We start from the raw sequence: 13,990 nt of genomic DNA on the forward strand, positions 1-13,990 counted from the left end.
CGGCGACGTCGACAGCCGGGCCAGGCTTGCGGCGAAAACGGATATCCGTTCGATCAGTGGCTACGCCATCGCCAGCGCCGGGCATAATACGGTTCTTTAGCGTGCAGACACCCGCCATGTTCGAAACCACCACGACCACCTATGCCAGCAAGCGCGAACAGTACGACGATCTGGTACAGCAGGCGCGCGGCCTGATGCTGGGGGAAAGCAACATGATCGCCAACGCCGCCAACTTCAGCGCGCTGGTCTTCAACAGCCTGCCCGAGGTGAACTGGGCCGGGTTTTATCTCTTCGACGGCAGCGAGCTGGTCGTGGGCCCGTTCCAGGGCAAGCCGGCCTGCATACGCATTGCGCTGGGACGGGGCGTATGCGGAACGGCCGCGCAGGATCGACAAACCCAGCTGGTGCGCGACGTGCACGCGTTCGAGGGCCATATCGCCTGCGATGCCGCCTCGCAGTCGGAAATCGTCGTACCGCTGGTCAAAGCGGACGGCACCCTGCTCGGCGTATGGGACGTCGACAGCCCGGTGATCGAGCGCTTCGACGACGACGACCGCGCCGGCATGGAAGCGCTGTGCGCGGCGTTCATGGAAACCCTACCGCGCTGATACCGCACCATGCGGCGCCGCTCGATCAGCGCGCGCCGAGAACCCGCGGCTGGCGCAGCAGCGTCATCACCGCCTCGCGCGCCTCGTCCACGCCGGTGCCGGCCGAGGACGAGAAAATCTGCGCCGTGGCATGCAGCCCCTCAGCCGCGAATTGCTTGCGCAGCGTCGCCAGCGCCTGCATGGCCTGATTGCGCGAGAGCTTGTCGGCCTTGGTCAGCAGCAGATGGCACGGCAGCTGGGTACCCAGACAGAACTCGAGCATCTGCCGGTCGAACTCCTTCAGCGGGTGGCGAATGTCGACGATCAGCACCAGCCCGCGCAGGCTTTGGCGCTGATGCAGGTAGGCATCGATCTCCAGCTTCCAGTGCTCGCGCATCTCCAGCGGCACCTTGGCATAGCCGTAGCCGGGCAGATCGATCAGACGCAGATCCAGCGGCGGCTGGCCGTTGGCCGGATCCGCTCGCGACCCCGATACCTCCTTCGGCGGCGGTCGCTCCTGCGCTTCCTGCGCTCGCAGCACTGGCACATCCTTGTGCGGCGGCAAGCTGAAAGCCACCATCTGCTGCGTGCGGCCGGGCGTTTTGGAGGTGCGCGCCAGCCCCTTGTGATTGGTCAGCGCATTGAGCGCGCTGGACTTGCCCGCGTTGGAGCGTCCGGCGAACGCCACTTCGGCGCCCTGATCGGCGGGCAATTGACTGATGCGATGGGCAGCGAGCATGAACTGCGCGCCTTGTAAGGGATTGGACATGGGAATGGTTTGACCAAGGGACGGTGGCACAGGGATAATTCTTGAGTTACTGCCTGATGCAAGCCGAATGGCGGCGATCCGCGGCGGTGTTCGCAAGTTTCTCGGGAGTCCAGTGTATGAGTTTTCGGTCCGCCGGTTTTCGCAGCGCTGTTCTCGGCTCCGCCACCGCTCTCGCATTTGCCCTGTCTGCCGGCGTGGTGATGGCCCAGGCCGATGCGCCGAAGCCAGCTGCTTCCACCACGGCGGCCAAGCCTGCCGTCGCCGGCACCGCAGTGAAACCCGCTGCCGCAGCGAGCGCCGATAACGCAGCCACAGCCGCCACCACGCCACCGTCGGCCAGCACGGCAGCGGCGCCCGCCGCCGTCGTGGCTGTCAAACCCGGCGACGCAACCGTCGGCCAGGGCAAGGCCGCCGTCTGCGGCGCCTGCCATGGACTCGATGGCAACTCCAGCGATCCGCAATATCCGAAGCTGGCCGGCCAGAGCGAGGCCTACATCGCCCATCAGCTGGCGAACTTCAAATCCGGCAAGCGCCAGAACCCGATCATGCTCGGCATGGCCACGCCGCTGTCGCCACAGGACATGCAGGACATCGGCGCCTACTTCGCCAGCAAGACTTCGCTGCCCGGCGTGGCCGACCAAGCGCTGGTCGATCACGGCCAGACGCTGTTCCGCGAAGGCGACGCCACGCGCGGCATTCCCGCCTGCATGGCCTGTCACAGCATCGACGGCCGCGGCAACCCGGGCGCCATGTATCCGCAGCTCACCGCCCAACACGCGCAGTACATCCAGGCCAAGCTGAAGGCGTGGCACGACGGCACCAGCTGGGGCGACGACGCGCACTCGCAGATCATGCCGGCGATCGCGCAGAAGCTCGACTCCAACGACATCGCCGCGCTGGCCAGCTATGTCGAGGGGCTGCACAGCGCCCAGCCCACCGCGGCGCCTGCGACCCCCTGATTGTCGATGCTGGCGCGGAACGGGCCGAACTCGCGTCGACGCTGGCGGTCTGAGTTCCATTCGGTTTTTGCGATTCACTCAATTCACGGCCGCCCCCGGCGTCGCTCCCCTTCCGTTCCGAGGTTCTCATGCTGAAGCGTTTACCGTTCCTGTGCGCCGCCCTGCTCGCACTTGCCGCCTGCAGCCACGACGGCGACAACAGCGCGGCGGCGCCCGTTGCATCGACCACCGCAGCCAGCGCGGCCGCTGCAAGTACCGCTCCGACGCCGGCCAGCACCGCGCCCGCACCTTCGGCCAGCGCTGCACCGGCCGCCAGCGCCTCGACGCCCGCGACCGCCGACGAAAAACCGGCGAAGCCGGCCGCACCGTTCGTCGATGACGGCAAATGGGTCGAGGGCAAGAACTATTACCTGGTCGATCCGGCGCAACCGACCAGCCATCCGGGCAAGGTCGAGGTGACCGAGGTCTTTTCCTACGCCTGCCCAGCCTGCAATTCGTTCCACACTACGATGGACCAGCTGGTCAAGAGCCTGCCGTCGAATGCCGTGGTCGTTTACCTGCCGGCCTCGTTCCGTCCGGACGAAAACTGGCCGCTGTTCCAGCGCGCTTTCTATGCCGCCCAGGCGCTGGGCGTCGCCGACAAGACCTATGACGCGATGTTCGATGCCGCCTGGAAGACCGGCGAACTGGCCACCTACGACCTGCAGGCCGGCAAGCCCAAGCCGCACGAGGCGTGGCCCACCCTGGACGACGTGGCCAAGTTCTATGCCAAGTACGGCGTCGACCCGAAGCAGTTCGTCGGCGTCGCCAACTCGTTCAGCATTAACACGCAAATGAAGCGCGCCGACGACGAGCTCAAGGCGCTGGGTGTCGACAGCACGCCGACCCTCGTGGTCAACGGCAAATACCGGCTGACCCCGAAAGACGCCGGCGGCCTGCCGCAGACCATCGAGCTGGTGCAGTGGCTGGTCGCCAAGGAAACGGCCGGCAAGTAATCACTCGCGCAACTTTGATCGCCCCAATCCGAACGACGCTGGCTGCGGCCACCACGCAAGAGAGAAGCCCATGCTGAAGCGATTTTCCCATCTGCGCCTGCTCGCCCTGCTCGGCGGCCTGCTGCTGACCAGCGCCTGCGGCGCACAATCCAACTCGACGGCCGCGGCGCCGTATACCGAAGGCGCCCAGTACGTGACGCTGCCTGCGCCGAACCAGCTCTACAGCGCCGAGGGCAAGGTCGAGGTGGTCGAGGTGTTTTCCTACGGCTGCATCCACTGCGCGCATTTTGCGCCGATCGCCGAAAAGCTGCGCAAAGAGCTTCCGCCCGGCGTGGTGTTCAAGCTGATGCCGGCCCCGTTCAGCGCCGAGTGGCTGCCGTTTGCGCGCGCCTATTACGCCGCCAAGCAGCTAGGCGTGGTTGACCGCACGCATCAGGAGCTTTTTGCGGAGAAGTTTGGGCAGAATTATCCGATCAACTCGATGGACGAGCTGGCCGATTTCTATGCCAAGCAAGGCGTCAACCGCGATGAATTTATGCGCATCGCGACCTCCGACGAAGTCACCGACAAGATGAAGAGCGATCTGGCGCTTATCCAGAAATGGCAGGTCGACGGCACGCCGACGCTGGTCGTCGACGGCAAGTACCGCGTGACCGGCGCCAAGGATATGGATGAACTTGCGGCGGTCGCGCTTTGGCTGGCCAAGCGCGAGTTGGGAAGCAACAAGAAGTAATCTCCGATGCCTGAAGCGTCGAAGCCGACGGAGCGGCTGGCATGGTGTTCACGTCGGGTACGTCATGCTTCGCGCGGTGGCTGGCCAGCAGGACTCTGCGCTGTTTGCTCGCCGAACCACCGCCTTCCTTCCCCGTGTAGTGTGCTGCAATGAATCGCGCCGCCAGTCCCCCTGCTGCACCTGCCGAGCGCCGCCTGCGCCTGTTGAGCTGCAATATTTTGGCTGGCGCCAGCGTGCAGCGTTACAGCGAATACGTCACGCGCAGCCTCACCGCCGTGCTGCCTGGGCGCAGCAAGATGGACAACCTCGACCGGCTGGCCGAGGTGCTGCCGCAGTTCGACGTGATCGGATTGCAGGAAGCCGACGCCGGCAGCCTGCGCTCGGGCTTTCTCAACCAGACCCGCTACCTCGCCGAAACCTCCGGCATGCCGTTCTGGAGCCACCAGCCGAATCGCCCGATGGCGCGACTGGCGCATTCGGCCAACGGGCTGATCAGTCGGATGGAACCGAGCTCGGTGCTGGACTATCCGCTGCCCAGCCGCATCCCCGGCCGCGGCGCACTGCTGGCGCGGTTCGGCGAAGGCGACGGCGCGCTGGCGGTGATGGTGGCGCACCTCTCGTTGAGTGCGCCGGCGCGGGCAAAACAACTTGGGTTTATCGCCGAGTTGCTGCAGGATTTTCCGCACGCGGTGCTGATGGGCGATCTCAATACCGAGCCGCACAGCGCGGAGATGCATTACCTGTTTTCCAAGTGCGGCCTGCAGCCGCCAGCGCAGTCCACCCCAACCTTTCCCAGCTGGAAGCCGCGGCGGGCGCTGGATCACATCCTTACAACGGCGGCGATCCAGTTGGACAAGACCTGGACGCTGCCGCAGGCTTTCTCCGATCATCTGCCCATCGCGGCGGAGATTAGGCTGCCTGCGCACGTCGGCACCGCGACGCAAGGACGCCACCGATGAACCGCCTGCCCATTCGAAACCTTCGCACAATAACCCGCACGAGCACGAGTGCATGACGTCCTCATCGAATCCCGCCGGCTGGTCGCGCAAGACGCTGCCTTGGCTGCTGCTGATCATCGTCGGCGTACTCGCCGCTGCGCTGCGCTACGGCATGGTCGAACCCAGCGCCGTCGTGCAGCTGTGCGAAAACGGACATGCCCCGTGGTGGTGCAGCACGCGTCAGGCCATCGTGGTCGGCTTTCTGAGCAATGGCTTCGGTATCGCTGCCCTGATTGCCGCGGCGCTGTCACTGCTGTGGAAGCAGCCGTGGGCGGCATGGCTGGCCGCAGCGTTCGGTGCTTTTGCGCTGGAAATGTACTGCTTCGAGGCAGGCGCGCTGGCGCTGCTGATCGGGTGCCTACGCCTGCTGCGGATTCAGGCGCAGCTGCTGCCGCGCCTGTCGCCAGCCGACTAGCACCGGCGCGGCAATCGCCGAGTTCAAGAGCAGCCAGAGCCAGGCCACCGGCATCACGCCAGCCTCCTGCAGCACCACCACAGCGGCAAGTATCGGCAGGCATGCCGCCAAAAAGCGCTCCTCGACCATCGGCATCCTCGCCTCATGCCGATCCGACAGCAGCGCCATCAGGGCGTAGCCAATACACGGCAGCGCGAACAGGCCTAGCGGAAAATCGCGATAGCGCCCGTCGAACACCTGCAGCAAGTCGAAGTACGTCAACAGGAATAGCCATCCAAACCGCAGCCACGCCGACGGCCTCATCGGCGGCGTGAAGCCTGCCAGACGCGCCGCGATCCAACGCGCCAGCTGCAGCGCGGTTGCCAGAGCCGCCACGCAGGCGGCGATCGACAGCGCCCACTCCACCGTGTTGCTGCAGGCAAACCACATCTGCCGCGCTTGCCAGGCCAGCGCGCAGCCGCTGGCAGATCCCAGCAGCATCAGCGCAAGCCAACCGCGTTTGCGGTTCCAGCGTCGGCGCCAACTGCCTGCCAGCAAGAAAACGATCGCACCGACCGCGCCGGCCAACCAGCCGTAGGCCCAATGCGGCTCTTCGGTCACCGGGCCCTGCATCGGAAATTTCGGTTTGGCATTGACGTCGAAGATGCCCCAGTAGCCGCCCACCGTACCTTCGAGAACCCGTTGCCACGGCTGGTCGAATGCCGCGAATACGTTGTAAGGCATGCGGGCGGTCGTCGCGTAACGCATGAACTCGCGCAGGTAACGCGCCTCGTCGACCACGCTCGCCTGCACGCCCTGTCGCGGACGTCCTTCGCTGGGCCAGCCGGTCTCTCCGATCATTATTTGACGCCCGGGAAAGGCGCGCTCGACTCGCGCTGAAACCTCCTCCACGTGCTGCACAGCCAGCGGCGACGGCACCGGCTTGTCTTCCCAGTAAGGCAAAATGTGGATAGTGATGTAGTCGACCGACGAGGCCAGCTCGGGATGGCGCAGCCAGAATTCCCACACGTCCGCGTAGGTCACCGGCACGCTGACGGCCGCTTTCACCTCGCGCAGATAGCCGGCTATCTGCGCCGAGGAAAGCTCACCGCGCAGCAGCACTTCGTTGCCGACGATAATGCCGCGGATGGCCTGCGGATTCGCCTTCGCCGCCGCGATGCCGAGCCGTATCTGCTCATCGTTCAACGTGGGATTGCGGCTGAGCCAGATGCCCATCAGCACTTTCATGCCATGCCGCGCCGCGATCTCCGGCACCGCGCTCAGGCCCTGCCCCTGCGAATAGGTGCGCACGCAGTCGAAACGCTGCGACAGCATGCGCATGTCCGCGTCGACCCGCTCAGGGCTGATGAAGGCTTTGGGATCGAGTGGCGACTCGCCGGCACGGCGGAAGGGACCGTAGGACACGCAGGCGATGCGCGATGACGGCGCATCGGGCAGCTCGACCGGCCTGCCGATCGACCACCACCACCAGGCGCCCGCCGCAGCGGCAAGCAAGAGCAATAGCCAAGTGAGTCCGTGCCGGCGATGCGTGGGCGAGGGCTCTGGAGGCATGCCGAATCCATCTCGTATAAACGGTATAAGCGTGCGAGTTTAGCAGGCCCGTGCGGGCTCACTAATCTTGCGATGCCCGCCATCGTGAACCGCGCTGTCATGCGCCGTCGGGGCATCCACTACACTGGCGGTCGAACGATTGCAGGAGTTCCCATGTTCGTCGCTACTGTGCCTAGGCGCATTTCGATTGCCGGTTTATTGCTGAGCCTCACCATGCTTTTGGGCGCTTCGTCCGCGCATGCGGTCGAGCCATCGGACGCGCAGCGCGCCGCGTTCAAGCAGGCTTATGCCAGCGCCCAGCAGCAGGGCGGCGACGACTGGCGCCAGCTGGCCAGCGGCCTGCGCGATTACCCGCTGTATCCCTACCTGCAAGCTGCCGCGCTGGAGCACGATCTCAAGCAGGACGACCTTGCCACGGTGCAGGCCTACATCAAGCAATACCCGGACTGGATTCCCGCCGCCGACCTGCGCCGCGATTTTCTGCTGGAACTGGCGCGACGGCAGGACTGGAACGATTTCCTGGCCCTCTATCAGCCCAATCTCGGCGACACGCTGACCTGCGATGCGCTGCAGGCGAAACTGTCGCGCGGCGCCACACTGGATTTCGATCGCGACCTGGCCGACCTGTGGAGCAAGCCCAGCCTGCCCGACGCCTGCGATCCGGTATTGAGCGCGGCAAACGATCAAGGCCTGTTGACCAGCACCCGACTGTGGTCGCGTATCGATCGCGCTGCCGACGCGGGACAGCCCGGCACCATAAGCAAGCTGGCCGGCTGGCTGCCGCAAGGCGATCGCGCGACCGCCCAGCAGCTTGCGCAGGCCTTGCGCGATCCCGCCTCAGCGGTTGCCGCGGCAGCCAGCTGGCCGGACACGCTGCGCACGCGCGAAGCGGCCACCCTGGCGCTGACGCGGCTGGCGCGACGGCAGTCCGCCAGCGCCGACACGGGCTGGCAAAACCTGCAGACGCATTTCAGTTTCAGCCCGTCGCAGCGCGATCAGATCCTGCGCACGCTGGCGCTGTTTCATGCCACCGACTTCGACGAAAACGCGCTGACCCGCCTGATCGACCTGCCCGCCGCCGCGCAGAGCGACAGCACGCGCGAGTGGCGCGCGCGCATCGCGCTGGCGCAGCAGGACTGGAACGCCGTGCTGGACGCGATCGCGGCAATGAGCGACGCCCAGAAAGCCGACGGCGAGTGGCGCTACTTTCGCGCCCGTGCGCTGGCCGCGCTGAACCGCAGCAGCGAAGCGCAAGCCGTGTTCGGCGCGTTGGCGAAGGAGCCCACCTTCTTCGGCTTCATGGCAGCCGACAAACTCAACCAGCCCTACGCCATCTGCCCGCTGCAGCTGGCCGGCGATCCGCAGCGCGAGCAGGCGCTGCTGGCCCGGCCGGGGCTGCTGCGTGCCTTCGAGCTTTACGTCGTCGGCCTGCCCAAGCTGGCCCGGCGCGAGTGGTCACGCGCGCTGCAGGGCGACGACCAGAGCACGCTTCGACTGGCCGCCGATCTGGCCAACCAGCGCGGCTGGTACGACCGCGCGGTGTTCAGCCTCAGCAGCGGCGACGCGCTGCGACTCTACGACCTGCGCTTTCCGCTGGCCAGCCAGGACGGCGTGGTACCGCAGGCCGAACAGGCCGGCATCGAGCCGGCCTGGGCCTACGGCATTTTGCGCGCGGAAAGCGCGTGGATGACCGATGCGCGCTCCGGCGCCGATGCACGCGGACTGATGCAGCTGGTGCCGGGCACCGCTGCCATGGTGGCGCGCAGCAATGGACTCAACTGGAACGGCGGCGATTCGCTGTACGACCCGACGGTCAACATCACCCTGGGCACGCGCTATCTCGCCCAGCTGGCCGGCCGCTACAACGGCGCGCCGTGGCTGGGCAGCGCCGCCTACAACGCCGGCCCGAACAAACTTGACCAGTGGCTGGCTGCACGCGGCACGCTGACGCCGGACGTGTTCGTCGCCACCATGCCGTACAAGGAAACCCGCGAGTACGTGGCGCGCGTGATGGCCTTCAGCGTGATCTACGACTGGCGCCTCAACGGTAACGCCGTACCGCTGGCTACCCGCATGAGCCCGATTGGACAGACGTACGAGCTGCCCAACGCGATGACGGTGAAGCGCTCCATCGACTGCCCGGCCAGCGCGGTCATCGACAAACCGGAGAGCACGCCGGCGCCCATTCCCGCCCCAGCGCCGGCCGTCACGCCCGTAGGGGCGTCATCCACACCCGGCGCGTCACCGTGAAGCGCCATACTTGATGACGTCGTCCATCCCTTTCGAGACATAGCAGGATCCAGCCCCATGGCCGCACAGAAAATCGTCATCCTCGGCGGCACCGGTTTCGTCGGTAGCCATCTCGTCCCCCGACTCGCCGCCGATGGCCACCACGTCGTGATGCTTAGCCGCAACCGCGAGCAGCATCGCGCGCTGGGCGTACTGCCCACCGTCGTCGTTCGCACCGCGGACGTCTATAACGACGAGGTGCTGCGCAAGGAATTCACCGGTGCCGATGCGGTGATCAACCTCGTCGGCATTCTCAACGCCGGCGGCCCGCACAGCTTCCAGCGCGCGCACGTGGAACTGACCAAACGCGTGATCGCCGCCTGTCATGCCAGCGGCGTCGCGCGCCTGCACCAGATGAGTTCGCTGAAGGCCGGCCAGGGGCTGTCGCAATACTTGAAAACGCGCGGCGAAGCCGAATCGCTGGTCAAGGCATCCTCGCTCGAATGGACCATCTACCAGCCCAGCGTGATCTTCGGCCCGGGCGATGGCCTGGTAAGCCGATTCGCCTCGTTGCTGAAAAAACTGCCGGTGTTTCCGCTGGCTCGCGCCAAGTCGCGAATGGCGCCGACCTACGTCGGCGACGTCGGCGAAGCCATCGCCCGCTGCGTCGCCAGCGACAAGCTCGGCAAACGCAGCAGCTTCGAACTCTATGGCCCCGAAGTGCTCACCCTCGGCGAGATCGTGCGCAAGATCAGCGACACTGCCGGCCTCAAGCGCACCATCATCGCGCTGCCCGACAGCCTGGGCCGCCTGCAGGCGCAGGTCGCCGGCCTGCTGCCCGGCAAACCCTTCTCACTCGACAACTTTCTGTCGCTGCGCACCGACTCCGTCGGCAAGACCGACGGCTACGCCACGCTCGGCATCGTGCCGCAACCCTTCACCCCCTGGCTGCCGCGGCTGATCCACGGTTCGCCGCTGCAAAACCGGTTGAACCAGGCACGCGCCGCCCGGCGATAGACCCGCGAGGATCGTAGGTTGGGATGAGCGCCAGCGAATCCCAACGCGGTGCGGGCGAAGGTGTTGGAGTTCGCTTCCGCTCACTCCAACCTACGGCGCTTTTTCGGATGAAACCTATGCGCATGGCAAACCCTTCATCATGCAAACCTATCTAGTCGGCGGCGCGGTTCGCGATGCCCTGCTCGGGCGACCGGTGGTCGATCGCGATCACGTGGTGGTCGGCGCGACGCCCGACGAATTGCTTGCGCAGGGCTACCGGCCGGTCGGCAAGGATTTCCCGGTATTTCTGCACCCGCGCAGCGGCGAGGAGTACGCGCTGGCGCGGACTGAGCGCAAAACCGGCCGCGGCTATCACGGTTTCGTGTTTCAGGCCGACGCGACGGTGACGCTGGAACAGGATCTTGCACGACGCGACCTCACCATCAATGCGATCGCGCAGGACGAGCACGGCGCGCTGACCGATCCGTATCACGGCGTGCGCGATATCGAGGCGCGCGTGCTTCGCCACGTGTCCGAGGCGTTCGTCGAAGACCCGGTGCGCGTGCTGCGGGTGGCGCGTTTCGCCGCGCGCTTCGCATCGCTGGGTTTCGCCGTGGCCGATGAAACGTTGGCGCTGATGCGGCAGATGGTGCGCGACGGCGAGGTCGATCACCTCGTACCCGAACGCGTATGGGCGGAAACGCGCAAGGCGCTGGCCGAGCCGCAGCCCTCCGCGTTTTTGCGCGTACTGCGTGCATGCGGCGCGCTCGCCGTGCTGTTTCCCGAAGTCGACGCGCTCTACGGCGTGCCGCAGCGGGCGGAGTTTCATCCCGAGATCGACACCGGCGTGCATCTGGAAATGGTGCTCGATGCCGCGGCGCGTATCGCGCCAGGCAACGACATTGCCGGCTTCTGCGCGCTCACGCACGACTTGGGCAAGGCGCTGACGCCGGCAGGTGAACTGCCGCGCCATGTCGGCCACGAGCATCGCGGCGTGGCGCCGCTGCGCGTGCTGGCCGAGCGACTGAAGGTGCCGACCGAGCACGCGGCGCTGGCCGAACAGGTATGCCGCGAACATCTCAACGCCCATCGCGCCTTCGAGCTGAAGCCGGCCACGGTACTGAAGCTGCTGAGCGCACTGGATGCGTTGCGCAGGCCGGCAAGGCTTGAGCTTTTTCTTGCGGCCTGCGAGGCCGACAAGCGCGGCCGGCTGGGCCACGAAGACGATGCCTATCCGCAGGCCGACTACCTGCGCACTGCCCGCGCCGCCGCGGCGGCGATCGACGCCAGCGGCTTCATCGCGCAGGGACTGGTCGGCCCGGCGATCGGCGCGGCGATGAACGCGGCCCGCATCGAGGCGATCGCGCTAGTGAAAACTGAACATTCGTAAAAGCTGCGCGTTGTATAAAGTCTGGATAAATGGCGCCCGGAACGCGCGCTGACCGATTGGTTTTCATTTTCTGGAGTTACCGGTGCCGCGAGCTTTCACCACGGTCTCACCCATGCGTCAGCGTTTCCGTCCGCTGCTGTGGCTGGCCATCACCTTTATTGCGATCGCGCTGGTGACCCGCGTGGCACTGCTGGTGATGTCCGGTGCCGACGTATCGCATAGTCCGCTGAACTTGCTTTACAGCTTCGGCGTGGGCCTGGGCTACGACCTGATCACGTTTATCTACGTGGCGTGGCCGATGGTGCTGTTTCTGTGGCTGGTGCCGGCGCGACGAGCGCGGATTTCCGGTGTCGGACAGTGGCTGCTTTACCTGCTGGGCATGGCGCTTTTGTACGCGGCCTGCCTGGGTCTGGTGTTTTTGCGCTGGCACGTGCACGTGCACGAGTCGTGGCCGCTGGTGATCCTGTTTCTGTTTTTCCTGCCCATGCCCGCGCTGGCGTATTCAGGGCGCAGCGGCCAGTGGGCGATGTACCTGATGGGGCTGGCGCTGCTCTACGGACTGCTGTTCGTGGCGGCGTGCGAGCTGGTGTTCTGGAACGAATTCAGTGTGCGCTTCAACTTTATCGCGGTGGATTATCTGGTCTACACCACCGAGGTCATCGGCAATATCCGCGAGTCGTATCCCATCTTCACCTGGCTCGGCCTGCTGGTGATCGCGACCCTGGTGTTGTTCGCGCTGAGCAGGCGCGGCCTGCGCACGCGCGACGACGGCAGTCGTTTCTGGCAGCGCGGCAGCGTGGCGCTGCTGTGGCTGGTGCTGACGGTGGCATCCCTGTTTGCCGTCAACGGCGGCATGAAGGATCAAACCCGCAACAGCTACGTCAACGAGCTGGCCGGCAACGGCATCTACCAGTTTTTCGCCGCGTTCCGCAGCTCGCATCTGGACTACGCCAAGTTCTATCGCACCCTGCCCGACGACAAGGCCTTCGGCATTCTGCGCGAGCAGCTGAAGACGCCCGACGCCACGTTCGTCAGCCGCGATCCACAGGACCTCACACGCGAGATCCGGCACAGCGGCAACGAGAAGCATCTCAACGTGGTGCTGATCAGCGTGGAGAGCCTTTCGGGCGATTACCTGGGGACGTTCGGCAACAAGGAAAATCTCACGCCATATCTGGATTCGCTGGTCGGCCAGAGCGTGTTCTTCGACAACCTCTATGCCAACGGCACGCGCACCGTACGCGGGCTGGAAGCGCTGTCGCTATCGGTACCGCCTACGCCGGGCGACTCGCTGATCCGCGAACACCGCAACGAAAATCTGTTTTCGCTGGCCGACATCTTCAACGATCGCGGGTACCAGTCGGACTTTGTCTACGGTGGCTACGGCTACTTCGACAACATGAATTATTTCTTCAGCCACAACGGCTATCGCACGGTCGACCGCGGCGACATTCCCAAGGATGCGCCGATCCACAGCCAGAACGTGTGGGGCGTGTCGGACGAGGATCTGTATACGCTGGCGCTGCAACAGATGGACGACATCCACAACGATGGCAAGCCGTTCTTCCTGCACATCATGACCACCTCCAACCACCGGCCGTATACCTACCCGGCTGGCCGCGTATCGCAGGTCAGCCCGTCGCGGCCCGGTTCGGTGGCATACACCGACTGGTCGATCAAGGACTTCATCGAGCGAGCGCGCAGCAAGCCCTACTTCGACAACACCGTGTTCGTCATCACCGCCGATCACTGCGCCTCCAGCGCCGGCAAGACCACGCTTCCGATCAACCATTACCACATCCCGCTGTGGATCTATTCGCCGAAGAATTTTCCACCGCAGCGCGTGCATCAGTGGATGGGCCAGCTGGATATTCCGCCGACCGTGCTGGGCATGCTCAACTTCAGCTACCGTACGCGCTTCTTCGGCCAGGACGTGTTCGCGATGCCGCCGAACGAGGGACATGCGCTGCCGGGTACCTACGAAAAGCTCGGCTATCTGCGCGACAACGCGCTCACCGTGCTGGAGCCCCAGCGTAAGCTGGAGCAGTTCACGCCGGACTACGCCACCGGTGACGCCACGCCGATCAATCCACAGAACCAGACCCTGATCGATCAGGCGGTGGCGTATTACCAGGTCGCCAGCGAACAGTTCCGGCGCGGCCAGCTGGCGCATCGTCCCAGCGATTCGACGCCGGTAACGCCCTTGCCGGCCCCACCAACGTTACCGGCGAAACCGGACATGGCGCCAGCCCCGGCTACCAGCGCCAGCAAAGTTCCCACCGGCACGTAAGCGTCATGGCATCATCCTGCGGCAAGTTCGAGCCGCAGGATGATCGGCAAGGCAAGTGCGACGTCATCCGTCCAATGC

Annotated in this window: 12 protein-coding genes; 10 read left to right on the forward strand and 2 right to left on the reverse strand. The window is 65.4% G+C overall.

The features are described 5' to 3' along the window. The first annotated feature begins 116 nt into the window (after nt 1-116). Nucleotides 117-608 carry a GAF domain-containing protein gene (locus HDE76_RS12720; RefSeq protein WP_179480751.1) on the forward strand — a complete coding sequence of 164 codons (492 nt, stop codon included), beginning with the start codon at nt 117-119 and terminating at the stop codon, nt 606-608. A gap of 25 nt (nt 609-633) precedes the next feature. Here the strand turns inward: HDE76_RS12720 and yihA are convergent, their stop codons facing one another. Continuing rightward, a complete protein-coding gene (gene yihA / locus HDE76_RS12725; RefSeq protein ID WP_179480509.1) occupies nt 634-1,356 on the reverse strand; it encodes a ribosome biogenesis GTP-binding protein YihA/YsxC in 723 nt (240 codons plus the stop codon). Nucleotides 1,357-1,472: 116 nt separating this feature from the next. Here yihA and HDE76_RS12730 point away from each other — a divergent pair, with 116 nt between their 5' ends. From HDE76_RS12730 to HDE76_RS12750, 5 genes are all read left to right on the forward strand, one after another. Continuing rightward, nucleotides 1,473-2,315, forward strand: a complete 843-nt coding sequence (locus HDE76_RS12730; RefSeq protein WP_179480507.1) for a c-type cytochrome — start codon at nt 1,473-1,475, stop codon at nt 2,313-2,315. Nucleotides 2,316-2,443: 128 nt separating this feature from the next. After that, nucleotides 2,444-3,310: a thiol:disulfide interchange protein DsbA/DsbL gene (locus HDE76_RS12735; protein ID WP_184508067.1), complete on the forward strand. Its 867-nt coding sequence runs from the start codon at nt 2,444-2,446 to the stop codon at nt 3,308-3,310. A 70-nt stretch (nt 3,311-3,380) separates the two neighbouring features. Then, the gene (locus tag HDE76_RS12740) at nt 3,381-4,043 is read left to right on the forward strand and encodes a thiol:disulfide interchange protein DsbA/DsbL (RefSeq protein WP_184508070.1); all 663 of its coding nucleotides are present in this window, start codon (nt 3,381-3,383) and stop codon (nt 4,041-4,043) included. 149 nt (nt 4,044-4,192) lie between these two features. Further along, the gene (locus tag HDE76_RS12745; protein WP_179480501.1) at nt 4,193-5,002 is read left to right on the forward strand and encodes an endonuclease/exonuclease/phosphatase family protein; all 810 of its coding nucleotides are present in this window, start codon (nt 4,193-4,195) and stop codon (nt 5,000-5,002) included. A 52-nt stretch (nt 5,003-5,054) separates the two neighbouring features. Then, nucleotides 5,055-5,456 carry a hypothetical protein gene (locus tag HDE76_RS12750; RefSeq protein WP_179480499.1) on the forward strand — a complete coding sequence of 134 codons (402 nt, stop codon included), beginning with the start codon at nt 5,055-5,057 and terminating at the stop codon, nt 5,454-5,456. Here the strand turns inward: HDE76_RS12750 and HDE76_RS12755 are convergent. Beyond that, nucleotides 5,400-7,007, reverse strand: coding sequence for a glycoside hydrolase family 17 (locus HDE76_RS12755; RefSeq protein ID WP_179480497.1), 1,608 nt, complete (start codon nt 7,005-7,007; stop codon nt 5,400-5,402). The genes HDE76_RS12750 and HDE76_RS12755 overlap by 57 nt on opposite strands. A 153-nt stretch (nt 7,008-7,160) precedes the next feature. On the opposite strand from HDE76_RS12755, the gene HDE76_RS12760 reads away from it, so the two are divergent. The 4 genes from HDE76_RS12760 (at nt 7,161) to HDE76_RS12775 (ending at nt 13,912) form a co-directional block, all read left to right on the forward strand. Next, nucleotides 7,161-9,257: a transglycosylase SLT domain-containing protein gene (locus tag HDE76_RS12760; RefSeq protein WP_179480495.1), complete on the forward strand. Its 2,097-nt coding sequence runs from the start codon at nt 7,161-7,163 to the stop codon at nt 9,255-9,257. A gap of 57 nt (nt 9,258-9,314) precedes the next feature. Continuing rightward, on the forward strand, nt 9,315-10,253 hold the full coding sequence (locus HDE76_RS12765) for a complex I NDUFA9 subunit family protein (protein WP_179480493.1): 939 nt from the start codon (nt 9,315-9,317) through the stop codon (nt 10,251-10,253). Between the two features lie 139 nt (nt 10,254-10,392). Beyond that, nucleotides 10,393-11,622 carry a multifunctional CCA addition/repair protein gene (locus HDE76_RS12770; protein ID WP_184508073.1) on the forward strand — a complete coding sequence of 410 codons (1,230 nt, stop codon included), beginning with the start codon at nt 10,393-10,395 and terminating at the stop codon, nt 11,620-11,622. A gap of 112 nt (nt 11,623-11,734) precedes the next feature. Continuing rightward, nucleotides 11,735-13,912 carry an LTA synthase family protein gene (locus HDE76_RS12775; RefSeq protein ID WP_184508076.1) on the forward strand — a complete coding sequence of 726 codons (2,178 nt, stop codon included), beginning with the start codon at nt 11,735-11,737 and terminating at the stop codon, nt 13,910-13,912. Nucleotides 13,913-13,990: the final 78 nt, after the last annotated feature.

Source organism: Rhodanobacter sp. ANJX3 (assembly GCF_014200755.1).
Lineage (GTDB): Bacteria > Pseudomonadota > Gammaproteobacteria > Xanthomonadales > Rhodanobacteraceae > Rhodanobacter.

Coding starts and splice junctions, on each gene's coding strand:
- HDE76_RS12745 (WP_179480501.1), top strand. CDS start 4,193: ATGAATCGCGCCGCCAGTCCCCCTGCTGCACCTGCCGAGCGCCGCCTG.
- HDE76_RS12740 (WP_184508070.1), top strand. CDS start 3,381: ATGCTGAAGCGATTTTCCCATCTGCGCCTGCTCGCCCTGCTCGGCGGC.
- HDE76_RS12750 (WP_179480499.1), top strand. CDS start 5,055: ATGACGTCCTCATCGAATCCCGCCGGCTGGTCGCGCAAGACGCTGCCT.
- HDE76_RS12730 (WP_179480507.1), top strand. CDS start 1,473: ATGAGTTTTCGGTCCGCCGGTTTTCGCAGCGCTGTTCTCGGCTCCGCC.
- HDE76_RS12775 (WP_184508076.1), top strand. CDS start 11,735: ATGCGTCAGCGTTTCCGTCCGCTGCTGTGGCTGGCCATCACCTTTATT.
- HDE76_RS12720 (WP_179480751.1), top strand. CDS start 117: ATGTTCGAAACCACCACGACCACCTATGCCAGCAAGCGCGAACAGTAC.
- HDE76_RS12755 (WP_179480497.1), bottom strand. CDS start 7,007: ATGCCTCCAGAGCCCTCGCCCACGCATCGCCGGCACGGACTCACTTGG.
- HDE76_RS12770 (WP_184508073.1), top strand. CDS start 10,393: ATGCAAACCTATCTAGTCGGCGGCGCGGTTCGCGATGCCCTGCTCGGG.
- HDE76_RS12765 (WP_179480493.1), top strand. CDS start 9,315: ATGGCCGCACAGAAAATCGTCATCCTCGGCGGCACCGGTTTCGTCGGT.
- yihA (WP_179480509.1), bottom strand. CDS start 1,356: ATGTCCAATCCCTTACAAGGCGCGCAGTTCATGCTCGCTGCCCATCGC.
- HDE76_RS12760 (WP_179480495.1), top strand. CDS start 7,161: ATGTTCGTCGCTACTGTGCCTAGGCGCATTTCGATTGCCGGTTTATTG.
- HDE76_RS12735 (WP_184508067.1), top strand. CDS start 2,444: ATGCTGAAGCGTTTACCGTTCCTGTGCGCCGCCCTGCTCGCACTTGCC.